Raw genomic sequence first — 21,203 nt, 5'->3', positions numbered from 1 at the left:
CTCCCCGACGGGCGCCGCTCCCCTCTCCGCCCCCGGCCGGGGGCATCTGAGGGGCAGTCGGGCAGGCGGACGGGCCGGCAGGGGGTGGACGGGCACGGGAAGCTCATCCGATGTCCGGCGGGTCGATCCGCACCCGCACCGGCTCCTCGCCGCCGCGGGCCATCCGAGCCGCCTGGGCCGCCTTCAACGCGGCGGCCAGCGCCGCGCCCCGGCCCGGCGGCACCCGGATCAGCGCCCGCTCCCAGTGCTCCCCCGGCGGCGGCGACCCGGGCCGGCGCGGGCGGCCGGCGGGGACGGCCGGTACCGGGACCGGCCCCAACAGCTCGGCCTCCGCGGGCAGTTCGACCGCCCCCAGGAACGCGGACACCGCCTGCGCACTCCCCGAGACCGACGCCATCCGCGACACCGGCGGAAAGCCCAGCTCGGCCCGCTCGGCCAGCTCGCGCACCGCGTGCCCCACGGGATCCCAGCGCACCAACGCCTGCACGGGCCGCAGAGTCGGCTCGGCGACGACGACCACGGTCCCCCCGGCCTCCTGCGGGCGCACGAGCGCGGCGGCGGCGATCCAACGGCGCAGGGCGTCCTCCCCGGCCCGCAGGTCGGGACGTCCGAGCATGGCCCAGCCGTCCAGCAGGAGGGCGGCCGCGTAGCCGCCCTCGGCGACCGGCTCGGCGCCGGGCGTGGACACGACGAGAGCGGGCGACGCCGACACCGTGCCCAGCACCTGCTCGCGCCCGGAGGTGCGCACCGGCACGGCGGGGAACGCCCGCCCCAGTTCCTCGGCGGTCCGTCGCGCGCCCACGATCTGGGCCCGCAGCCGGAACGAGCCGCACTCGGGGCAGTGCCAGGCGCCCTCCTCGCGCCCGCACCAGCCGCACCACAACGCGCCCCCCGCGTCCCCGTCCCGCGCCTCCAGCGGTCCTGAGCAGTGCCGGCAGCGGGCCGCGGCCCGGCACTGGGCGCACGCCATCCGGGGCACGTACCCCCGCCGGGGCACCTGCACGAGCACCGGCCCCTGCCGCAGCCCCTCGCGGACCGCCTGCCAGGCGAGGGTCGGCAGCCTGGCGGCCCGGGCCGCCTCGTCCCGCGCGAGGTCCTGGTCCCCCACCGTCCGCACCAGCGGGGCGGCCCGCCGCACCCGCTCCCGGTCGGCGAGCAGCGGCCGCGCCCACCCGCTCTCGACGAGCTGGGCGCCCTCCACGGTGCAGCTCCAACCCCCCAGCAGGAATCCGCACCTGTCCTGGGCCGCCCGCAGCAGCAGCACCTCCCGCGCATGGGGCTGCGGGGCGTGGAGCTCGCTGTGACTGTCGTCGCCGTCGTCCCAGAGCGCGACCAGTCCGAGGTCCTGGACCGGCGCGAACATCGCGGCACGCGTCCCGACGACGGCGCGCACGGACCCGCGCCGCACCGCCAGCCATTCCCGGTAGCGCTTCTCGGGCCCCGCGTCCGCGGTGAGCAGCGCGTGCCGCCCCTCCCCCAGCGACGCCGTCAGCGCCGCGTCGACCCGCGCGGCGGCCCGCCCGTCCGGCACGACGACGAGTGCGCCGCGCCCCGAGGCGAGCGTGGCGGCGACGGCCCGCGCCAGCTCCTCGCTCCACTCGGGCCCGGGCAGCGCGTTCCACACGGCTCGTGGCGCCCCGCCGGACGCCAGGGACTCCAGGAACGCCCCACCGTGCTCGTAGCGGGTCCAGGTGCCCGCGGACGGCGGTTCCGGGGGCGGCAGCGGCGCAGGCGAGGGCCGCTGCTCGGCCCGCGCGTTGCGCGGCGGCACCGCCAGCTGGAGCACGTCGGCAAGACTCCCCGCGTAACGGTCGGCGACGGCCCGCGCCAGGCCCAGGAGCCGCGGACCGAGCACCGGCTCCGGGGACACCACCTGGGCGAGCGCGGCGAGCGGCCCCGCGTAGTCCGACGCGGCGAGCCGTTCGACGAGGAACCCGTCGATCAGCCCGCCTCCCTCGCGCCGCCCGTCGCGCACCCGGCCCCGCCCCGCCCCGAAGCGCACCCGGACCCGGACGCCGGGCTGTGCGTCCGCGTCCAGCTCGGCCGGGACGGCGTAGTCGAAGTAGCGGTCCAGATGCAGGACGCCCTTGTCGACGAGCACCCGCGCGACCGGCAGCTCCTCGGCCAGCGCGGCCCCCCGCCAGGTGCGGGGCTTGGCCCGGGGCGTCTTGGCCCGCCGCACGCTCTCGCGGATGAGCGCGAGCTGCTCCGGCGGGGCGCCCTCCCCGGCCGCCCCACCGCCCCCCTGCCCGTTGTCGCTGCTCACGCCTGCATTCTTACCAAACGCCACCGACAACGACCGACAACGCCCAACCCGCCGACCACGACCACGACCTCGACCGCGACCACGACACGGACTGACCGTGTGGCTCTCTGGACCCCAGGTAGAGGACACAGTGCACCGGAGGGCGGGGAACCGCCTCGCCGGTCGGCCGCCCGCCGGACAGGCCGTCCGGCCGTCCGGTCGCCGGGCCGGGGAACCCAACCGCCTCGCCACCTGGCCCTATGCCGGGGGCGACACGTCGGCCGTCCGCACGGCCGGGGGCTGCCGAACCGGCGCAAGGTCATCGGTGCACCGGGCCGAAGGCCGTCGGGCCGAAGGCCGTCGGGCCGGGAAGCGGGGCCGCCCCGCGAGCCCGCCGGATGCCGCCTCGCCCTCGGGCTCCCGGACCGGGCCGACCACCGAACCGCCGGAGCGCGACGACCCCGAATGCCCCCGGGCCGGCGTCGCGCCCGCGCCGGCCCGGGGGCCGAGAGACCGCACGGCGGGACGACCTCGGCTCCCTAGACCGTCATCGGGTCTCGGGAGCCGAGGTCATGCACAGCGGGAGCCGAGCCACGGCCCGCCCTGCTCGGGAGGGCGCCGACTCGGGTGGACCGGCGCGGCCCGGGCGCGTCCCGCGCGGGCCGGCCGGTCGGCGCGGACCTACAGGCCCGCGGCCTTGCGCAGCGCGTCCACGCGGTCCGTGCGCTCCCAGGTGAAGTCGGGGAGCTCACGGCCGAAGTGGCCGTAGGCGGCGGTCTGGGCGTAGATCGGACGCAGCAGGTCGAGGTCGCGGATGATCGCGGCCGGACGGAGGTCGAAGACCTCGTCGATGGCCTTCTCGATCTTCTCGGCGTCGATCTTGGCGGTGCCGAAGGTCTCGATGAACAGACCCACCGGCTCGGCCTTGCCGATCGCGTAGGCGACCTGGACCTCGCAGCGGGCCGCCAGACCCGCCGCGACCACGTTCTTCGCCACCCAGCGCATCGCGTAGGCGGCCGAGCGGTCCACCTTGGACGGGTCCTTGCCCGAGAAGGCGCCGCCGCCGTGGCGGGCGAAGCCGCCGTAGGTGTCGATGATGATCTTGCGGCCGGTGAGGCCGGCGTCGCCCATCGGGCCGCCGATCTCGAAGCGTCCGGTCGGGTTGACCAGCAGACGGTAGTTCTCGGTGTCGAGCTTGATGCCGTCGTCCAGCAGCGCCTTGAGCTCCGGCTCCACGACGAACTCACGGATGTCGGGGGTCAGAAGCGAGTCCAGGTCGATGTCGGACGCGTGCTGCGAGGAGACGACGACGGTGTCCAGACGGACCGCCTTGTCACCGTCGTACTCGATGGTGACCTGGGTCTTGCCGTCGGGGCGCAGGTAGGGGATGGTCCCGTTCTTGCGGACGTCCGAGAGGCGCTTGGACAGGCGGTGCGCCAGGAAGATCGGCAGCGGCATCAGCGTCGGGGTCTCGTCGGACGCGTAGCCGAACATCAGGCCCTGGTCGCCCGCGCCCTGCCGGTCCAGCTCGTCCTCGTCGCCCTCGACGCGGTTCTCGTACGCGGTGTCGACGCCCTGGGCGATGTCCGGGGACTGCGCGCCGATGGACACCGAGACGCCGCAGGAGGCGCCGTCGAAGCCCTTCTTGGAGGAGTCGTAGCCGATTTCGAGGATCTTGTCGCGCACCAGCTGCGGAATCGGCGCGTAGGCCTTGGTGGTGACCTCGCCGGCGACGTGCACCAGGCCGGTCGTGATCAAGGTCTCGACGGCGACCCGGGAGGTCGGGTCCTCGCGCAGCAGGGCATCGAGAATGGTGTCGCTGATCTGGTCAGCGATCTTGTCGGGGTGACCCTCGGTCACGGACTCCGAAGTGAAAAGGCGACGGGACACAACGCTCCCTGGGGTTGCAGCGGCTGCTGGCTGATCATTGGCGGACGCGACGGGAGCTGCGCCCGGCGTCGTCCGAGAACAGTTTATCGGTGATACCCCGCCACCGGCCCACCCGTCTCGCCTCTCGGGAGCGCTGTGACCTGCGGCACGGGCATTCTGCCGAAAGCCGAGCACGCTTGGCCAGGGGCGCCGCGCCTGAATCGAGCCGGGTGGGGGTCGACGACGAAGCGCATCAAACAGTCAGCCCAGTCGCTGCGTCACCAGGTCCCACACGATTTCGGCCAGGGCCTCCTTGGGCCCGTGGGGCACGGGTGTCTCGCTGCCGTCGGCGCCCAGCACGACGGCCTCGTTCTCCTCCGAGCCGAACGTCCTGCGCTCCCCCACCTCGTTCACCACCAGCAGATCGCACCCCTTGCGCCGCAGCTTCGTCCGGCCGTTGGCCAGCACGTCGTCGGTCTCGGCGGCGAAGCCCACGACCACCTGATCGGCGCGCGCCCGGTCGGCGGACAGCTCCGCGAGGATGTCCGGATTCCGCACGAGAACGATGGGGTCCGGTTCCTTGCCGTCCTTCTTCTTGATCTTTCCGGCCGCGTAGGTCTCCGGCCGGAAATCCGCCACGGCGGCGGCCATGACGACGGCGTGCGCGTCGGCGGCCGCCTTCAGGACGGCCTCGCGCAGCTGGACGGCCGTACCGACCTGCACGACGTCGACGCCGGCCGGGTCGGGCAGGCCCGTGTTCGCCGCGACCAGGGTGACGCGCGCGCCGCGGGCCGCGGCGGTACGGGCCAGGGCGTAGCCCTGCTTGCCGGAGGAGCGGTTGCCGAGGAAGCGGACCGGGTCGAGGGGTTCGCGGGTGCCGCCGGCGCTGACCACGACGTGCCGGCCGGTCAGGTCGGGCTCGCGCACGCCGCGGGCCAGGACGCGGCGGCAGACCTCGAAGATCTCGCCGGGGTCGGGCAGGCGGCCCTTGCCGGTGTCGACGCCGGTGAGCCGGCCGACGGCCGGTTCGATCACGACCGCGCCCCGGCGGCGCAGCGTCGCCACGTTCTCCTGGGTGGCGGGGTGCTCCCACATCTCGGTGTGCATCGCGGGGGCGAAGACGACCGGACAGCGTGCCGTGAGGAGGGTGTTGGTGAGGAGGTCGTCGGCCAGGCCGTGAGCGGCCTTGGCGAGCATGTCGGCGGTGGCCGGGGCGACCACGACCAGGTCGGCGTGCTGGCCGATGCGGACGTGCGGGACCTCGTGGACGTCGTCCCAGACCTCGGTGGAGACCGGGTGGCCGGAGAGGGCCGACCAGGTGGCGGCGCCGACGAAGTGCAGCGCGGAGGCGGTGGGGACGACGCGCACGTCGTGCCCGGACTCCGTCAGGCGGCGCAGCAGCTCGCAGGCCTTGTAGGCGGCGATGCCGCCGCTGACCCCCAGAACGACCTTCGGTTTGTCCACCGTCTCTCCCCGGACCTCGACGCTTGCGTCCGCCGTGGCGTGCGGCGTACGCGTCCATCACACACCACAGGCCCGGCAGTCGTGCTGCCGGGCCTGTGGAAAAACCAACTGCGAGCCGAAAAAACTACTGGACGGGGCCTTCGACGGCCTCGGACGTCAGCAGTCCGGCGTTGATCTCGCGGAGGGCGATCGAGAGCGGCTTCTCGTGGACGTGGGTGTCCACGAGCGGACCGACGTACTCGAGGAGGCCCTCGCCGAGCTGCGAGTAGTACGCGTTGATCTGGCGGGCCCGCTTGGCCGCGTAGATCACGAGGCTGTACTTCGAGTCGGTGGCCTCGAGGAGCTCGTCGATCGGCGGGTTGATGATGCCCTCGGGCGCGGAGATGGAAGAGGACACGCTCTACCTTCCGATGGATGGGAAAAGACCGGTCGTGATCACGAAGGCCGCGAAGAGAGCGAACTCGCGATCACACAACATCCATCAAGGCTAGCAGCTCACGCGCCACGTCCTCGACGGAGGTGTTCACCAGGGTCACGTCGAACTCCGGCTCGGCCGCGAGTTCGGTCTTCGCCGCCTCCAGGCGACGCTCGATGACCTCGGGCGGTTCGGTGCCCCGCCCGGTGAGCCGGCGCACCAGCTCCTCCCAGGACGGGGGGGCCAGGAACACCAGCCGGGCCTCGGGCATCGAGTCGCGGACCTGCCGGGCGCCCTGGAGGTCGATCTCCAGCAGGACCGGCTCGCCCGACTCCAGACGCTCCAGGACGGCGGCGCGAGGAGTGCCGTAGCGGTTGCCGGCGAACTCGGCCCACTCGAGCAGCTCGCCGTTGGCGATCAGCTTGTCCATCTCCTCGTCGGTGACGAAGAAGTAGTGGACGCCGTGCTGCTCGCCGGGGCGGGGCTTGCGGGTCGTCGCCGACACCGAGAGCCAGACCTCGGGATGTTGCTTGCGCATATGAGCGACGACCGTGCTCTTGCCGACCCCAGAGGGGCCGGAGAGCACGGTCAGCCGCGGACGTACGTCCGGGGGCTCGGGGGTCGTCCCCCGGAATGTTGCAGCCATGCAGCGATTATTCCAGCAATCCCGGAGTGCCCGGGACTCCCCGCCGGCAAGACCCGGCCATCAGGAGCCGGTGCTGCCGAACTCACGCTCCAGGGAGGCGATCTGGTTGGAACCGAGGCCGCGAACCCGGCGGCTCTCGGAGATGCCGAGTCGCTCCATGATCTGCTTGGCGCGGACCTTGCCCACGCCCGGGAGCGACTCCAGGAGGGCGGAGACCTTCATCTTGCCGATGACGTCGTTTTCCTGACCCTGCTTGATGACCTCGTGGAGAGAGGCGCCGGAGTGCTTCAGTCGATTCTTGACCTCGGCCCGCTCCCGGCGAGCCGCGGCGGCCTTTTCGAGCGCGGCTGCGCGCTGTTCGGGGGTAAGGGGCGGAAGAGCCACGCCTACGTCACCTCGGATGTCGAACTGTCGGATACGGACCGGCGAGGGACCCATCGCCCCTCACCAGGGAGTCACGAGCAACGTGCACGCCCGTTCTCCCCCACTGCTTCACAAGCGTGGGGGTGCCCCCACTCGTCGGAGACTAGCGGCCAACTCCGCCGGAGTCAGCGAGAACAGAGGAAAAGTCCTGGTCAGCCTCTCCAGGGCCGGATATTTAGGACATACTGCCCTGGATTTGAGGATGTATCCAGGCTCACGTCACACTCCGGCCGCCCGACCGAGCCCCCGGTCGGGCGGCCGACGCCCCTCAGACGGAGGTGACGGCGGTGCGCACTTCTCGCGCGATCCGCTCCACGGCGTCACGCAGAGCGACGACACCGGGACCGTGACGCAACACACCCCGGCTCACGTTCGGCACCACGTTGCGCACCGCGGACCCGAAGACCCGGGGCAGGTCCGCCGGGGTCGCCCCCTGGGCGCCGACGCCGGGCGCGAGGAGCGGGCCGTTGACGTCGAGGTCGTAGGCCGACAGATCCCCCAGCGTGGCGCCGACGACCGCCCCGAAGGAGCCCAGGGGCTCCTCCCCCGCGTTCTCCGCCGCCAGGTGGGCCAGCATGGTCGCGCCCACGGTGCGCCCGTCGGCGCGCACGGCGTGCTGGACCTCGCCGCCCTCCGGGTTGGACGTGAGCGCCAGCACGAACAGGCCCGCGCCGTTCTCCCGGGCCAGCGCCACCGCCGGGGCCAGCGATCCGTAGCCCAGGTAGGGCGAGACGGTGAGGGCGTCGGAGAACAGCGGCGCGTCCTTGTGCAGGAAGGACTCGGCGTACGCCGCCATGGTCGAGCCGATGTCGCCGCGCTTGGCGTCCATGACGACGAGGGCGCCGGCCGCCCGCGCCTCCTGGACCGTCCTCTCCAGGACGGCGACCCCGCGCGAGCCGAACCGCTCGAAGAAGGCGCTCTGCGGCTTCAGCAGGGCGACCCGGTCGGCCGTCGCCTCGACGACCGTGCGGCTGAACCGCTCCAGGCCCGCGACGTCGTCGTTCAGGCCCCACTCGGCGAGCAGGGAGGCGTGCGGGTCGATGCCGACGCACAGCGGACCGCGCTCGTCCATGGCGTGGCGCAGCCGCGCGCCGAAGGGCTCCAGGGTCATGCCGTCTTCCTCACGTCGGCGCCGACGGCGTCGGCGAGGGTGGCGTGGGGGCTCGTCCGCAGGCGGGCGGCGAGCCCCTTGTGGACGGCGCGCCCCCAGAAGGGCCCTTCGTAGACGAAGGCGCTGTAGCCCTGGACCAGCGTGGCGCCGGCCAGGATGCGCTGCCAGGCGTCCTCGGCGTTCTCGATGCCGCCGACGCCCACCAGGGTGATGCGGTCGCCCACGCGCGCGTAGAGCCGGCGCAGCACTTCCAGGGAACGCGCCTTGAGGGGCGCTCCGGACAGCCCGCCGGTCTCCTGCACCAGCGCCGGGTCGGACGTCAGTCCGAGGCCCTCGCGCGCGATGGTGGTGTTGGTGGCGATGATCCCGTCCAGGCCCAGTTCGACGGCCAGGTCGGCGACCGCGTCGACGTCCTCGTCGGCCAGGTCCGGGGCGATCTTCACCAGCAGCGGCACCCGGCGCGTGCCCACCGCGCGGTCGGCGGCCTCGCGCACGGCGCTCAGCAGCGGGCGCAGGGCCTCGGTGGCCTGGAGGTTGCGCAGCCCGGGCGTGTTCGGCGAGGAGACGTTCACGACCAGGTAGTCGGCGTAGGGGGCGAGCCGCTCGGCCGACTTCACGTAGTCGGCGACGGCCTCCTCCTCGGGGACGACCTTGGTCTTGCCGATGTTGACGCCGACCACGGGCTTGAAGACGGGCGTGCGCGAGGCCAGGCGCGCGGCGACGGCCAGCGACCCGTCGTTGTTGAAGCCCATCCGGTTGATCAGCGCCCGGTCCTTGACGAGGCGGAACAGCCGCCGCTTGGGGTTGCCGGGCTGCGGCTCCCCGGTGACGGTGCCGATCTCGACGTGGTCGAAGCCGAGCATCGCCATGGCGTCGATCGCGACGGCGTTCTTGTCGAAGCCGGCGGCGAGGCCGAAGGGGCCGTGCATGCGCAGCCCGAGGGCCTCCGTGCGCAGCTCCTTGTAGCGGGGCGCGAGAGCGGCGGCCACGAAGGTGCGCAGGACGGGGACGCGCACGGCGAGGCGGATCCAGCGGAAGGCCAGGTGGTGGGCCCGCTCGGGGTCCATCCGGGTGAAGACGAGCTTGAAGAAGATCTTGTACATGGTTCCCTCATGAAGAGGGGGACACCGTTTCCGGTGTCCCCCTCAGGGCTGCTAGTCGCGGGCCGCGGTCAGTTGTTCGGCGTGTTCCTGGAGCGAGCGCACGCCCACGTCGCCGTGGTTGAGCGCGTCGATGCCCTGGACGGCGGCGGCGAGCGCCTGGACCGTCGTCAGGCAGGGCACGGACCGGGCCACGGCCGCCGTGCGGATCTCGTAGCCGTCGAGGCGGCCGCCGGTGCCGTACGGGGTGTTGACGATGAGGTCGACCTCCCCGTCGTGGATGCACTGGACGATGGTCTTCTCGCCGTTGGGGCCGGTGCCCTCGGACTGCTTGCGCACCACCGTGGCGTTGATGCCGTTGCGGCGCAGGACCTCGGCGGTGCCGGAGGTGGCGAGCAGCTCGAAGCCGTGGGCGACCAGCTCGCGCGCGGGGAAGATCATCGAGCGCTTGTCGCGGTTGGCGACCGAGATGAACGCGCGGCCCTTGGTGGGCAGCGGGCCGTACGCGCCCGCCTGCGACTTGGCGTACGCCGTGCCGAAGACGGAGTCGATGCCCATGACCTCGCCGGTCGAGCGCATCTCCGGGCCGAGGACGGTGTCGACGCCGCGGCCGGAGGTGTCCCGGAAGCGGGTCCACGGCATCACGGCCTCCTTGACGGAGATCGGCGCGTCCAGCGGCAGCTCGCCGCCGTCGCCGGTCGCCGGGAGCAGCCCTTCGGCGCGCAGCTCGGCGACGGTCGCGCCCAGCGAGATCCGGGCGGCGGCCTTGGCCAGCGGCACCGCGGTCGCCTTCGAGGTGAAGGGCACGGTGCGCGACGCGCGCGGGTTGGCCTCCAGCACGTAGAGGATGTCGCCGGCCATCGCGAACTGGATGTTGATCAGGCCGCGCACGCCGACGCCCTTGGCGATCGCCTCGGTGGAGGCCCGCAGACGCTTGATGTCGAAGCCGCCCAGGGTGATCGGGGGCAGGGCGCACGCCGAGTCGCCGGAGTGGATGCCGGCCTCCTCGATGTGCTCCATGACGCCGCCGAGGTACAGCTCCTCGCCGTCGTAGAGCGCGTCGACGTCGATCTCGATGGCGTCGTCGAGGAAGCGGTCGACCAGGACCGGCCGGGTGGGGCTGATCTCGGTGGACTCGGCGATGTAGGACGACAGCCGGGTCTCGTCGTAGACGATCTCCATGCCGCGGCCGCCGAGCACGTAGGACGGCCGGACGAGGACCGGGTAGCCGATCTCGTCCGCGATGGTCTTGGCCTCGGCGAAGGTGGTCGCGGTGCCGTGCTTGGGGGCCGGCAGGCCGGCCTCGGCGAGCACGCGCCCGAAGGCGCCCCGGTCCTCGGCCGCGTGGATGGCCTCGGGCGGGGTGCCGACGATCGGCACGCCGTTGTCCTTCAGGGCCTGCGCCAGGCCCAGCGGGGTCTGGCCGCCGAGCTGGACGACGACGCCCGCGATCGGGCCGGCCTGCGCCTCCGCGTGGACGACCTCCAGCACGTCCTCGAGCGTCAGCGGCTCGAAGTACAGGCGGTCGGAGGTGTCGTAGTCGGTGGAGACGGTCTCGGGGTTGCAGTTGACCATCACGGTCTCGTAGCCCGCGTCGCTCAGCGCGAAGGAGGCGTGGACGCACGAGTAGTCGAACTCGATGCCCTGGCCGATGCGGTTCGGGCCGGAGCCCAGGATGATCACCGCGGGCTTCTCGCGCGGCGCGACCTCGTTCTCCTCGTCGTAGGAGGAGTAGAAGTACGGCGTCTTCGCGGCGAACTCGGCGGCGCAGGTGTCGACCGTCTTGTAGACGGGGCGCACGCCCAGCGCGTGCCGGACCTCGCGCACGACGTCCTCGCGCAGTCCGCGGATCTCGGCGATCTGCTGGTCGGAGAACCCGTGCCGCTTGGCCTCGGCGAGGAGCTCGCCGTCGAGGCGGTCGGCGGCGGCCAGCGCGTCGGCGGTCTCCTTGATCAGGAAGAGCTGGTCGACGAACCAGGGGTCGATCTTCGTGAACTCGAAGACCTCCTCGGGCGTGGCGCCCGCGCGGATGGCCTGCATGACGGTGTTGATGCGGCCGTCGGTGGGGCGCACGGCCTCGCGCAGCAGCTCGTCCTTGTCGCCGGTCTCGCCGACGAAGGTGAACTGGCTGCCCTTCTTCTCCAGCGAGCGCAGCGCCTTCTGGAAGGCCTCGGTGAAGTTGCGGCCGATGGCCATGGCCTCGCCGACCGACTTCATGGTCGTGGTCAGCGTGGAGTCGGCGCTCGGGAACTTCTCGAAGGCGAACCGCGGGGCCTTGACGACGACGTAGTCGAGCGTGGGCTCGAAGGAGGCCGGGGTCTCCCGCGTGATGTCGTTGGGGATCTCGTCGAGGGTGTAGCCGACGGCGAGCTTGGCCGCGATCTTCGCGATCGGGAAGCCGGTCGCCTTGGAGGCGAGCGCCGAGGACCGCGACACGCGCGGGTTCATCTCGATGACGATGACCCGGCCGTCCTCGGGGTTCACCGCGAACTGGATGTTGCAGCCGCCGGTGTCGACGCCGACCTCGCGGATGATCGCGATGCCGACGTCGCGCAGCACCTGGTACTCGCGGTCGGTCAGCGTCATCGCGGGGGCGACGGTGATCGAGTCGCCGGTGTGCACGCCCATGGGGTCGAAGTTCTCGATGGAGCAGACGACCACGACGTTGTCGTGCTTGTCGCGCATCAGCTCCAGCTCGTACTCCTTCCAGCCGAGGATGGACTCCTCCAGGAGCACCTCGGTGGTCGGCGAGAGCGTGAGGCCCTGGCCGGCGATGCGGCGCAGCTCGTCCTCGTCGTGGGCGAAGCCGGAGCCGGCGCCGCCCATGGTGAAGGAGGGGCGCACGACGACCGGGTAGCCGCCGAGCTCGTCGACGCCCGCGATGACCTCGTCCATGGTGTGGCAGATGACCGAGCGGGCCGACTCGCCGTGCCCGATCTTGGCGCGGACGGCTTCCACGACGCCCTTGAACAGGTCGCGGTCCTCGCCCTTGTTGATGGCCTCGACGTTGGCGCCGATCAGTTCGACGCCGTACTTGTCGAGGACGCCGTTCTCGGCGAGCGAGATCGCCGTGTTGAGGGCCGTCTGGCCGCCCAGGGTGGGCAGCAGGGCGTCGGGCCGCTCCTTGGCGATGATCTTCTCGACGAACTCGGGGGTGATCGGCTCGACGTAGGTGGCGTCGGCGATCTCCGGGTCGGTCATGATCGTCGCCGGGTTGGAGTTGACCAAAATCACCCTGAGGCCCTCGGCGCGCAGGATGCGGCACGCCTGGGTGCCGGAGTAGTCGAACTCGGCGGCCTGACCGATGACGATCGGGCCGGAGCCGATGACCAGGACGGACTGGATATCGGTGCGCTTAGGCACGCTGGCCCTCCATCAGGGATACGAAGCGGTCGAACAGGTAGGCGGCGTCGTGCGGGCCCGCTGCCGCTTCGGGGTGGTACTGGACGGAGAAGGCCGGCTGGTCGAGCAGCTGCAACCCCTCCACGACGTCGTCGTTCAGGCAGACGTGCGAGACCTCGGCGCGGCCGAACGTCGTCTCGCTGACCTTGTCGAGCGGCGCGTCCACGGCGAAGCCGTGGTTGTGCGCGGTGACCTCGACCTTGCCGGTCGTGCGGTCCTGGACGGGCTGGTTGATGCCGCGGTGGCCGTACTTCAGCTTGTAGGTGCCGAAGCCGAGCGCGCGGCCGAGGATCTGGTTGCCGAAGCAGATGCCGAACAGGGGCGTCCTGCGCTCCAGCACCTCGGTCATCAGCGCCACGGGACCGTCGGCGGTGGCCGGGTCGCCCGGCCCGTTGGAGAAGAACACGCCGTCGGGGTTCAGGGCGTAGACCTCGTCGGCCGAGGCCGTCGCGGGCAGCACGTGCACCTCGATGCCGCGCTCGGCCATGCGGTGCGGGGTCATGCCCTTGATGCCGAGGTCGATGGCGGCGACGGTGAACCGCTTCTCGCCGACCGCGGGCACGACGTAGGCCTCCTTGGTGGCGACCTCCTCGTACAGGCTCGCGCCCTTCATCTGCGGCTGGGCCTGCACGCGGGCGAGGAGCTCGCCGTCGGAGGCGATCGCCTCGCCGGAGAAGACCCCGGCGCGCATCGAGCCGCGCTCGCGCAGGTGGCGGGTGAGGGCGCGGGTGTCGACGCCGGAGATCCCGACGACGCCCTGGGCGACCAGCTCGTCGTCCAGGGAGCGCTTGGCGCGCCAGTTGGACGGCACGCGCGCGGGGTCGCGCACGACGTAGCCGGAGACCCAGATGCGGCCCGACTCGTCGTCCTCGTCGTTCCAGCCGGTGTTGCCGATCTGCGGGGCGGTCGCCACGACGATCTGGCGGTCGTACGACGGGTCGGTGAGGGTCTCCTGGTAGCCGGTCATGCCGGTGGAGAACACCGCTTCGCCGAAGGTCTCCCCCACGGCCCCGTAGGCACGGCCGCGGAAGATCCGGCCGTCCTCCAGGACGAGTACGGCGGGAAGCACCTTTTTCTCAGTGGCGGTTCCCCTTGTGGAGGTCGTCATCGTGCGCCTTCCGTTTCCGTCGGAGTTTCCGTCTTGTCGGTCATTGAGTTGATGGCGGCGACCCAGGCGCCGTGCTCGGCCGCGTGGTCCGCGCGGAACCCGGAGTCGAGCAGCCGGTCGCCGTGCGCCCAGGTCACCACCAGCAGTCCGCCCTCGGTGAGGACCTTGCCGGCGATGCCCTTGTCCAGCCGGGCCTCGCGCAGCGCGGCGGCCGGGATGAAGAAGTCGCTCGCGCCGGGACGCACGACGTCCAGTCCCGCGTCCGTGAGGGTGAGCTCGACGCGGCTGCGGGTGCCCAGGCCGTGCGCCACGATGCGGTCGAGCCACTGCCCCGCGGTGGTGGAGCCGTGGTAGCGGCCGGTCGTCGACAACACCGTCAGTCTCGCCTCGCCCGGCCCGGACGGCGCGGTGGGAAGCGCGGGCAGGTCGCCCTGGAGCGTCCCCCGCCACTTCCAGCCCTCGCGCATCAGCCAGTAGACGAGCGCCACGAACAGGCCGAGGCCGACCACCCAGCCGATCCTGGCGGCCCAGTCGGTCACTTGCGCCGATTCCTTCTCGGCCGCGAGCAGTAGTGCTGCAGATGTCACGTGAGCTTCCCGTCGACGAGCGTGGCCTTGCCCCGGAGCCACGTGTGCGTGACACGGCCCGGCAGCTCACGCCCCGCGTACGGGGTGTTCCGGCTGCGCGAGGCGAAGCCCGCGGGGTCCACGGACCCACGGTATTCCGTGTCGACGAGCGTGAGGTTGGCGGGCTCACCAGCCGAGACGGGACGCCCGTGACCGGTGGCCCGGCCGATCGCGGCGGGCTTGAGGGACATGCGGTCGGCGACCCCGGCCCAGTCCAGCAGGCCCGTCTCCACCATGGTCTCCTGGACCACCGACAGCGCGGTCTCCAGGCCGACCATGCCCATGGCGGCCGCGGCCCACTCGCAGTCCTTGTCCTCGTGCGGGTGCGGCGCGTGGTCGGTGGCCACGATGTCGATGGTGCCGTCGGCGAGCGCCTCGCGCAGGGCGAGCACGTCCCTCTCGGTGCGCAGCGGCGGGTTCACCTTGTAGACCGGGTCGTAGGAGCGGACCAGCTCGTCCGTGAGGAGGAGGTGGTGCGGGGTGACCTCGGCGGTGACGTCGATGCCGCGGGACTTGGCCCAGCGGACGATCTCGACCGAGCCGGCGGTGGAGAGGTGGCAGATGTGGACGCGCGAGCCGACGTGCTCGGCGAGCAGGACGTCGCGGGCGATGATCGACTCCTCGGCGACCGCGGGCCACCCGCCCAGCCCGAGCTCGGCGGAGACGACGCCCTCGTTCATCTCGGCGCCCTCGGTCAGCCGGGGCTCCTGCGCGTGCTGGGCCACGACCCCGCCGAAGGCCTTCACGTACTCCAGGGCCCGGCGCATGATCACGGCGTCGTCGACGCACTTGCCGTCGTCGGAGAACACGGTGACTCCGGCGGCCGACTCGTGCATGGCGCCGAGTTCGGCGAGCTTCCTGCCCTCCAGGCCGACGGTGACCGCGCCGATGGGCTGCACGTCGCAGTAGCCGTGCTCCTGCCCGAGCCGGTAGACCTGCTCGACCACGCCGGCGGTGTCGGCGACGGGGAAGGTGTTGGCCATGGCGAAGACGGCCGTGTAGCCGCCCGAGGCGGCGGCGCGGGTGCCGGTCAGCACGGTCTCGGAGTCCTCGCGGCCCGGCTCGCGCAGATGGGTGTGCAGGTCGACCAGGCCCGGCAGCAGCACCTTTCCGGCGGCCTCGACGACCTCGGCGCCCTCGGCGCTCAGGCCGGCGCCGACCTCGGCGATCGTGCCCCCGTCGATCAGGACGTCCTGCGGGTCGCCGCCGAGCACCTTCGCACCACGGATCAGGATCTTGCTCATGTTCTTACTTCTCCTCGGTGGTGCGGGCGTGGCTGACGGCGGGTTCGTTGCCGCCCAGGAGCAGGTAGAGGACGGCCATCCGGATGGACACGCCGTTGGCGACCTGTTCGACGACGGTGCAGCGCTCGGAGTCGGCGACCTCGGCGGTGATCTCCATGCCGCGGACCATCGGGCCGGGGTGCATCACGATCGCGTGCTCGGGCATCCGGGCCATCCGGTCGCCGTCGAGGCCGTAGCGGCGCGAGTACTCGCGCTCGGTCGGGAAGAACGCGGCGTTCATGCGCTCGCGCTGCACGCGCAGCATCATCACCGCGTCGGACTTGGGCAGCGTGCTGTCCAGGTCGTAGGAGACCGCGCAGGGCCAGGTCTCGATGCCGACCGGCACCAGCGTGGGCGGGGCGACGAGGGTGACCTCGGCGCCGAGCGTGTGCAGCAGGTCGACGTTGGAGCGGGCGACCCGGCTGTGCAGGACGTCGCCGACGATCGTGATGCGCTTGCCGGAGAGGTCCTGGCCGAGCCCCGCGTCCCGGCCGACCAGCCGGCGGCGCATGGTGAAGGCGTCCAGGAGGGCCTGGGTGGGGTGCTGGTGGGTGCCGTCGCCGGCGTTGACGACGGCGGCGTCGATCCAGCCGGAGGTGGCCAGCCGGTAGGGGGCTCCGGAGGCGCCGTGCCGGATGACGACCGCGTCGACGCCCATGGCCTCCAGCGTCTGCGCGGTGTCCTTCAGGGACTCGCCCTTGGACACCGACGACCCCTTGGCGGAGAAGTTGATGACGTCCGCGGACAGCCGCTTCTCGGCGGCCTCGAAGGAGATGCGGGTGCGGGTGGAGTCCTCGAAGAAGAGGTTGACGATCGTGCGGCCGCGCAGGGTCGGCAGTTTCTTGATCGGCCGGTCGGCCACCCGGGCCATCTCCTCGGCGGTGTCGAGGATCAGGACGGCGTCGTCGCGGGTGAGGTCGGCGGCCGAGATGAGATGACGCTGCATCTGTCAGGCTCCGTAAGGCAGTTCAGGATGCGGGGAGATTCCGGGCAGGCGGAGGCGTGCCGAAGGGGCGTACGGCCTCGGCGTACGCGATCCGTCTGCTACTGGGTCTGCGTCACGCCGAGCAGCACGGTGTCGCGACCGTCCTCCTCGGCGAGCTGGACCTTGACCGTCTCCCGCAGCGACGTGGGGAGGTTCTTGCCGACGTAGTCGGCGCGGATGGGCAGTTCACGGTGGCCGCGGTCGACCAGGACCGCGAGCTGCACCGCGCGCGGGCGCCCGAGGTCGTTCAGGGCGTCGAGGGCGGCGCGGATGGTGCGGCCGGAGAAGAGCACGTCGTCGACGAGGACGACCAGTCTGCCGTCCAGGCCGTCGCCGGGGATCTCGGTGCGGGCGAGCGCGCGCGGCGGGTGCATGCGCAGGTCGTCGCGGTACATGGTGATGTCGAGCGAACCGACGGGAACGGCGCGGTCGGTGATCTGCTCGAGCTTGGCGGCGAGCCGCTGGGCGAGGAACACGCCGCGCGTCGGGATGCCGAGGAGCACCACGTCGTCGGCGCCCTTGGCGCGTTCGACGATCTCGTGGGCGATGCGGGTCAGCACACGCGCGATGTCGGGGCCTTCGAGGACCGCTCGCGCGTCGGCCTGCCGGGGGTCGTGCTCGATGTCCTGCTTGTCCATAAGAAACGGACCTCCTTCTCCGCCTCACGGGACGGACCTTAAAGGACGTCGGATTTGCGCCATCCACGGTAGCAGGCCGGGACGGCGCCGCCGTCACCCCCTTGGCCTAATCGGCCGTCACTACCACGGAAGAGTCGGTGTGGACCATTCGGCTTGACGCAGAAGAATCACGCTGCGTAACCTCACAGTGAGTTACCAGCACGCGGCTCGTGCCGCGTCGACCCAGTGCCGGGGAGCTATATGTCCAGCGAATACGCCAAACAGCTCGGGGCCAAGCTCCGGGCGATCCGCACCCAGCAGGGCCTTTCCCTCCACGGTGTCGAGGAGAAGTCCCAGGGACGGTGGAAGGCGGTCGTGGTCGGTTCGTACGAGCGCGGCGACCGCGCCGTGACCGTGCAGCGCCTTGCCGAGCTGGCGGACTTCTACGGCGTTCCCGTGCAGGAACTGCTGCCGGGCACCACTCCGGGCGGGGCGGCCGAGCCGCCGCCGAAGCTGGTCCTCGACCTCGAGCGCCTGGCCCACGTGCCGGTCGAGAAGGCGGGCCCGCTCCAGCGCTACGCGGCCACCATCCAGTCGCAGCGCGGCGACTACAACGGCAAGGTGCTGTCGATCCGCCAGGACGACCTGCGCACCCTCGCCGTCATCTACGACCAGTCGCCCTCGGTCCTGACCGAGCAGCTGATCAGCTGGGGCGTCCTGGACGCGGACGCGCGCCGCGCCGTCTCCCACGAGGAGAACTAGCCGCCCGGCGGCTGAGCAGAAACGTACCCTCGCGGTGGCCGGAACCCGTCGGTTCCGGCCACCGCTGCGAGGGTCGTGAACATGCCGGAGGGCCCCCAGCACGTGCTGGGGGCCCTCCGGCATGTTCACGACCCCGAGAGGCGCGGGAGCGCCGCCACGAGCCGCTGACGGCCCGCAGACCGCCTGTGGCGGCCTGCGGCGCGCGCCGGCGCGCCCGGGGCGAAGCGCGCCCTAGTCGCGCCGCAGGGACGGCTTGAGCTCCTTGAGGCGGCCGAGCAGGCCGTTGACGAACGAGGGCGACTCGTCCGTCGAGAACTCCTTCGCCAGCTGCACCATCTCGTCGAGAACGACGGCGTCCGGGGTCTCGTCGGCCCAGATCAGCTCGTAGGCGCCGAGTCGCAGGATGTTGCGGTCGACGACCGGCATCCGGTCCAGCGTCCAGCCGACCGAGTACTGGGAGATCAGGTCGTCGATGCGCCGCGCGTGCTCCGCGTAGCCCTCGACCAGCTGCATCGTGTACTCGCTCACCGGCGGCTGCCGGGTGTCGGCCCGGGAGAGCCGGACCCAGTCCGCGAGGACCGTCAGGACGTCGGCTCCGCGCTGGTCGCCCTCGAAGAGGATCTGGAAGGCACGCTTGCGGGCCGTGTTGCGGGCAGCCACGGTTAGCTGTTCACCCGGCCGAGGTAGTCGCTGGTGCGGGTGTCGACCTTGATCTTCTCACCGGTGGTGATGAAGAGCGGGACCTGGATCTGGTGACCGGTCTCCAGGGTGGCGGGCTTGGTGCCGCCGGTGGAGCGGTCGCCCTGCAGGCCCGGCTCGGTCTCCTGCACCACGAGCTCGACGGCGGCCGGCAGCTCGACGAAGAGCACCTCGCCCTCGTGCTGCGCGACGGTGGCCGTGAAGCCCTCGATCAGGAAGTTGGCGGCGTCGCCGACGGCCTTGCGGTCGACCATGAGCTGGTCGTAGGTCTCCATGTCCATGAAGACGAAGTAGTCGCCGTCCATGTACGAGAACTGCATGTCGCGCTTGTCGACAGTGGCCGTCTCGACCTTGACGCCGGCGTTGAAGGTCTTGTCGACCACCTTGCCGGACAGCACGTTCTTCAGCTTGGTGCGCACGAAGGCCGGGCCCTTGCCGGGCTTGACGTGCTGGAACTCGACGACGGACCAGAGCTGGCCGCCTTCGAGCTTGAGCACCAGGCCGTTCTTGAGGTCGTTCGTGGAAGCCACGGTTGCGGAATCTCCTGGACTGACGTGGACGACCCCGGGGCACGCACCTGCCTAGAGGGCGAGCAGCTCCTTGGTCGTGATGGTGAGTAGCTCGGGTCCGCCGTCCGCCTCGGGGCGCACGACGAGCGTGTCATCGATCCGGACGCCGCCCCGACCCGGGAGGTGGACCCCGGGTTCGACGGTGACCGGCACGCAAGCGTCCAGTTTACCCATGGCTGCGGGAGTCAACTGCGGGTCCTCCGCGATTTCGAGTCCGACCCCGTGCCCGACGAGCGCCGGGAGCCCTTCGCAGTGCCCCGCGGAACCCAGCACCTGGCGTGCCGCGCGGTCCACGTCACGGCAGGCCACACCGGGCGCCAGGGCCTCCCGTCCGGCCCGCTGAGCGGCGAAGACGAGGTCGTACAGCTCGATCTGCCAGTCGGCCGGAGACGTGCCGATCACGAAGGTCCGGCCGATCTCGCAGCGGTAGCCTCGGTAGGCCGCTCCCAGACAGACCGACAGGAAGTCGCCCTCCTCCACCCGCCGGTCCGTGGGCCGGTGCCCGCGGCGGCCGGAGTTCGGGCCGGTGCCGACGGACGTGGCGAAGGCCGGGCCGTCGGCGCCGTGGTCGACGAGGCGTCGCTCCAGTTCGAGGGCTAGATGCCGTTCCGTGCGTCCGACCAGGATCGACTCCAGCAGCTCGCCGAGGGCCTGGTCGGCGATCTCCGCGCCGATCCGCAGACAGGAGATCTCCTCCTCGTCCTTCACGACCCTCGCCTGCTCCACCGCGCCGCCCAGGTCGGCCAGGCGCAGCCGGGGAGCGACGGAACGGATCTCGCGGTGCCGGGACACCGTGAGGTGGTGCTCCTCGACCGCGAGGGAGTCGCCGCCCCCGGCCACCAGGACGTCGGCGGCGGCGACCGCGGGATCGCCGCCGGCGTGGGGCAGGCAGTGGACGCGCAGCGCGTCGTCCGGCCGGCCCTCGCCCGTCCGCTCGTCGAGCGGACCGGAGCAGACGAGGAGATCCTCGGGTCCGCCCAGCAGCAGGACGGAACCGCTCGGGGCGGCGCCCGCGAGATACCTCACGTTGGCGGGACGGGAGATCAGCGCTGCCGCGGTGCCGGCCGCGTGGCAGCGTTCCCGTAGGCGGTTTCGGCGGGACTCGTGCACCTCTGACATGACACGAGCGTAGGAGCGCCGACCGGATCGCGCCGGTTGGGAAGGCGTTCGGGGGACGGGGCCCCGCGAGCGGACGCGGACGGCCGCGACCGCCGCGAGCCGCGCGGGAGTCCCGGCCGTGGCCCCGCGGCCGGGCGCTCCCCCCGTCAGCGCGGCCGGCGCGGCGGAGCTACCACTTGGGCGGGCTGGCGATCGCCCGCGCCAGCACGTCGTCGAGGACCCTGGCCGTGGTGGGGACGTCGAGCTGCGAGTTGTCGATGATGGGCAGGCCGGAGCCGTACCAGCCGGCCATGCGGCCGTGGATGCGGGCGACCTCCTCGTCGGTGAGGCGGCGGTTGCCCGAGCGCTCGGCGTTGCGCTCCAGGACGACTTCCAGGCCGGGCAGCAGGACGACGGGCAGCAGGCCGGGGCCCACATGGCGTTTCCAGCCGCCGAGGCCCACGGCCGGGCGGTCGGGGAAGATCGCGTCGTCGAGGATGCACGAGATGCCGTTGGCGAGGAAGTTGCGGGCGGCGAAGCCGCAGGTGCGGCGGGCCAGCCGGTACTGGGCCTCGGAGTGGTCGTTCCACCCCGACTGCGGGTCGGCGAAGCCCGAGCGGACCCATTCGCGCACGTCGTCGAGGCTGACGTGGGCGGTGGGCACCCGGCGGTGGTCGGCCCAGAACTTGGCGACGCTGGTCTTCCCCGCGCCCGCCGGGCCGATCAGCAGCACGGCGAGCGTGGTGGCCGCCGGGTCGGGGGCCGCGGGGGCGGGGAAGAC

The 21,203-nt window shown here is 72.1% G+C and carries 19 protein-coding genes; 1 reads left to right on the top strand and 18 read right to left on the bottom strand.

Features of this window, described 5'->3' with window-relative positions; all coding sequences use genetic code 11:
• Positions 1 to 103: 103 nt before the first annotated feature.
• The 14 genes from KMS84_RS30815 to pyrR form a co-directional block, all read right to left on the bottom strand.
• The gene (locus tag KMS84_RS30815) at positions 104 to 2,266 is read right to left on the bottom strand and encodes a primosomal protein N' (protein ID WP_256919764.1); all 2,163 of its coding nucleotides are present in this window, start codon (positions 2,264 to 2,266) and stop codon (positions 104 to 106) included.
• A 660-nt stretch (positions 2,267 to 2,926) separates the two neighbouring features.
• Entirely contained in the window at positions 2,927 to 4,135 is a 1,209-nt protein-coding gene (gene metK / locus KMS84_RS30810; protein WP_256919763.1) for a methionine adenosyltransferase, read from the bottom strand.
• Positions 4,136 to 4,375: 240 nt separating this feature from the next.
• Positions 4,376 to 5,578 carry a bifunctional phosphopantothenoylcysteine decarboxylase/phosphopantothenate--cysteine ligase CoaBC gene (gene coaBC, locus KMS84_RS30805; RefSeq protein ID WP_256919762.1) on the bottom strand — a complete coding sequence of 401 codons (1,203 nt, stop codon included), beginning with the start codon at positions 5,576 to 5,578 and terminating at the stop codon, positions 4,376 to 4,378.
• A gap of 124 nt (positions 5,579 to 5,702) precedes the next feature.
• Positions 5,703 to 5,975, bottom strand: a complete 273-nt coding sequence (gene rpoZ, locus KMS84_RS30800; protein WP_187823194.1) for a DNA-directed RNA polymerase subunit omega — start codon at positions 5,973 to 5,975, stop codon at positions 5,703 to 5,705.
• A 70-nt stretch (positions 5,976 to 6,045) separates the two neighbouring features.
• Complete coding sequence (gene gmk / locus KMS84_RS30795) at positions 6,046 to 6,639, bottom strand: guanylate kinase (protein ID WP_256919761.1); 594 nt, start codon at positions 6,637 to 6,639, stop codon at positions 6,046 to 6,048.
• Between the two features lie 60 nt (positions 6,640 to 6,699).
• Positions 6,700 to 7,023, bottom strand: coding sequence for an integration host factor (locus KMS84_RS30790; RefSeq protein WP_003977346.1), 324 nt, complete (start codon positions 7,021 to 7,023; stop codon positions 6,700 to 6,702).
• A gap of 307 nt (positions 7,024 to 7,330) precedes the next feature.
• Positions 7,331 to 8,173, bottom strand: a complete 843-nt coding sequence (gene pyrF, locus KMS84_RS30785; RefSeq protein WP_256919760.1) for an orotidine-5'-phosphate decarboxylase — start codon at positions 8,171 to 8,173, stop codon at positions 7,331 to 7,333.
• Positions 8,170 to 9,276: a quinone-dependent dihydroorotate dehydrogenase gene (locus tag KMS84_RS30780; RefSeq protein WP_256919759.1), complete on the bottom strand. Its 1,107-nt coding sequence runs from the start codon at positions 9,274 to 9,276 to the stop codon at positions 8,170 to 8,172. The genes pyrF and KMS84_RS30780 overlap by 4 nt, the downstream gene beginning before the upstream one ends.
• Positions 9,277 to 9,327: 51 nt before the next feature.
• Entirely contained in the window at positions 9,328 to 12,636 is a 3,309-nt protein-coding gene (gene carB, locus KMS84_RS30775; protein ID WP_256919758.1) for a carbamoyl-phosphate synthase large subunit, read from the bottom strand.
• Positions 12,629 to 13,783, bottom strand: a complete 1,155-nt coding sequence (carA, locus tag KMS84_RS30770) for a glutamine-hydrolyzing carbamoyl-phosphate synthase small subunit (protein WP_256919757.1) — start codon at positions 13,781 to 13,783, stop codon at positions 12,629 to 12,631. The genes carB and carA overlap by 8 nt, the downstream gene beginning before the upstream one ends.
• Positions 13,780 to 14,370 carry a PH-like domain-containing protein gene (locus KMS84_RS30765; RefSeq protein WP_256919756.1) on the bottom strand — a complete coding sequence of 197 codons (591 nt, stop codon included), beginning with the start codon at positions 14,368 to 14,370 and terminating at the stop codon, positions 13,780 to 13,782. The genes carA and KMS84_RS30765 overlap by 4 nt, the downstream gene beginning before the upstream one ends.
• Positions 14,367 to 15,653 carry a dihydroorotase gene (locus KMS84_RS30760; RefSeq protein ID WP_256919755.1) on the bottom strand — a complete coding sequence of 429 codons (1,287 nt, stop codon included), beginning with the start codon at positions 15,651 to 15,653 and terminating at the stop codon, positions 14,367 to 14,369. Before KMS84_RS30760 ends, KMS84_RS30765 begins: the two co-directional genes overlap by 4 nt.
• 4 nt (positions 15,654 to 15,657) lie before the next feature.
• Positions 15,658 to 16,638: an aspartate carbamoyltransferase catalytic subunit gene (locus KMS84_RS30755; RefSeq protein ID WP_256919754.1), complete on the bottom strand. Its 981-nt coding sequence runs from the start codon at positions 16,636 to 16,638 to the stop codon at positions 15,658 to 15,660.
• A 98-nt stretch (positions 16,639 to 16,736) separates the two neighbouring features.
• On the bottom strand, positions 16,737 to 17,315 hold the full coding sequence (pyrR, locus tag KMS84_RS30750) for a bifunctional pyr operon transcriptional regulator/uracil phosphoribosyltransferase PyrR (RefSeq protein WP_256919753.1): 579 nt from the start codon (positions 17,313 to 17,315) through the stop codon (positions 16,737 to 16,739).
• A 240-nt stretch (positions 17,316 to 17,555) separates the two neighbouring features.
• On the opposite strand from pyrR, the gene bldD reads away from it, so the two are divergent.
• A complete protein-coding gene (gene bldD / locus KMS84_RS30745) occupies positions 17,556 to 18,056 on the top strand; it encodes a transcriptional regulator BldD (RefSeq protein WP_030785871.1) in 501 nt (166 codons plus the stop codon).
• 231 nt (positions 18,057 to 18,287) lie between these two features.
• Here bldD and nusB read toward each other — a convergent pair whose 3' ends face one another.
• From nusB to KMS84_RS30725, 4 genes are all read right to left on the bottom strand, one after another.
• Positions 18,288 to 18,716 (bottom strand): transcription antitermination factor NusB, encoded by a 429-nt coding sequence (gene nusB / locus KMS84_RS30740; protein WP_256919752.1) that lies wholly within the window; start codon positions 18,714 to 18,716, stop codon positions 18,288 to 18,290.
• 2 nt (positions 18,717 to 18,718) lie between these two features.
• The gene (gene efp, locus KMS84_RS30735; protein ID WP_256919751.1) at positions 18,719 to 19,285 is read right to left on the bottom strand and encodes an elongation factor P; all 567 of its coding nucleotides are present in this window, start codon (positions 19,283 to 19,285) and stop codon (positions 18,719 to 18,721) included.
• Positions 19,286 to 19,336: 51 nt separating this feature from the next.
• The gene (locus tag KMS84_RS30730) at positions 19,337 to 20,443 is read right to left on the bottom strand and encodes an aminopeptidase P family protein (protein WP_256919750.1); all 1,107 of its coding nucleotides are present in this window, start codon (positions 20,441 to 20,443) and stop codon (positions 19,337 to 19,339) included.
• A 169-nt stretch (positions 20,444 to 20,612) separates the two neighbouring features.
• Positions 20,613 to 21,203, bottom strand: a 591-nt coding sequence (locus tag KMS84_RS30725; RefSeq protein WP_256919749.1) for an AAA family ATPase, incomplete at its 5' end; no start/stop codon positions are given.

It is taken from the genome of Streptomyces hilarionis, assembly GCF_024539675.1.
In the GTDB taxonomy this organism is placed as follows: domain Bacteria; phylum Actinomycetota; class Actinomycetes; order Streptomycetales; family Streptomycetaceae; genus Streptomyces; species Streptomyces hilarionis.
The sequence above is the reverse complement of the archived record's forward strand: the minus strand, read 5'-3'. Positions and strand labels throughout refer to the sequence as shown.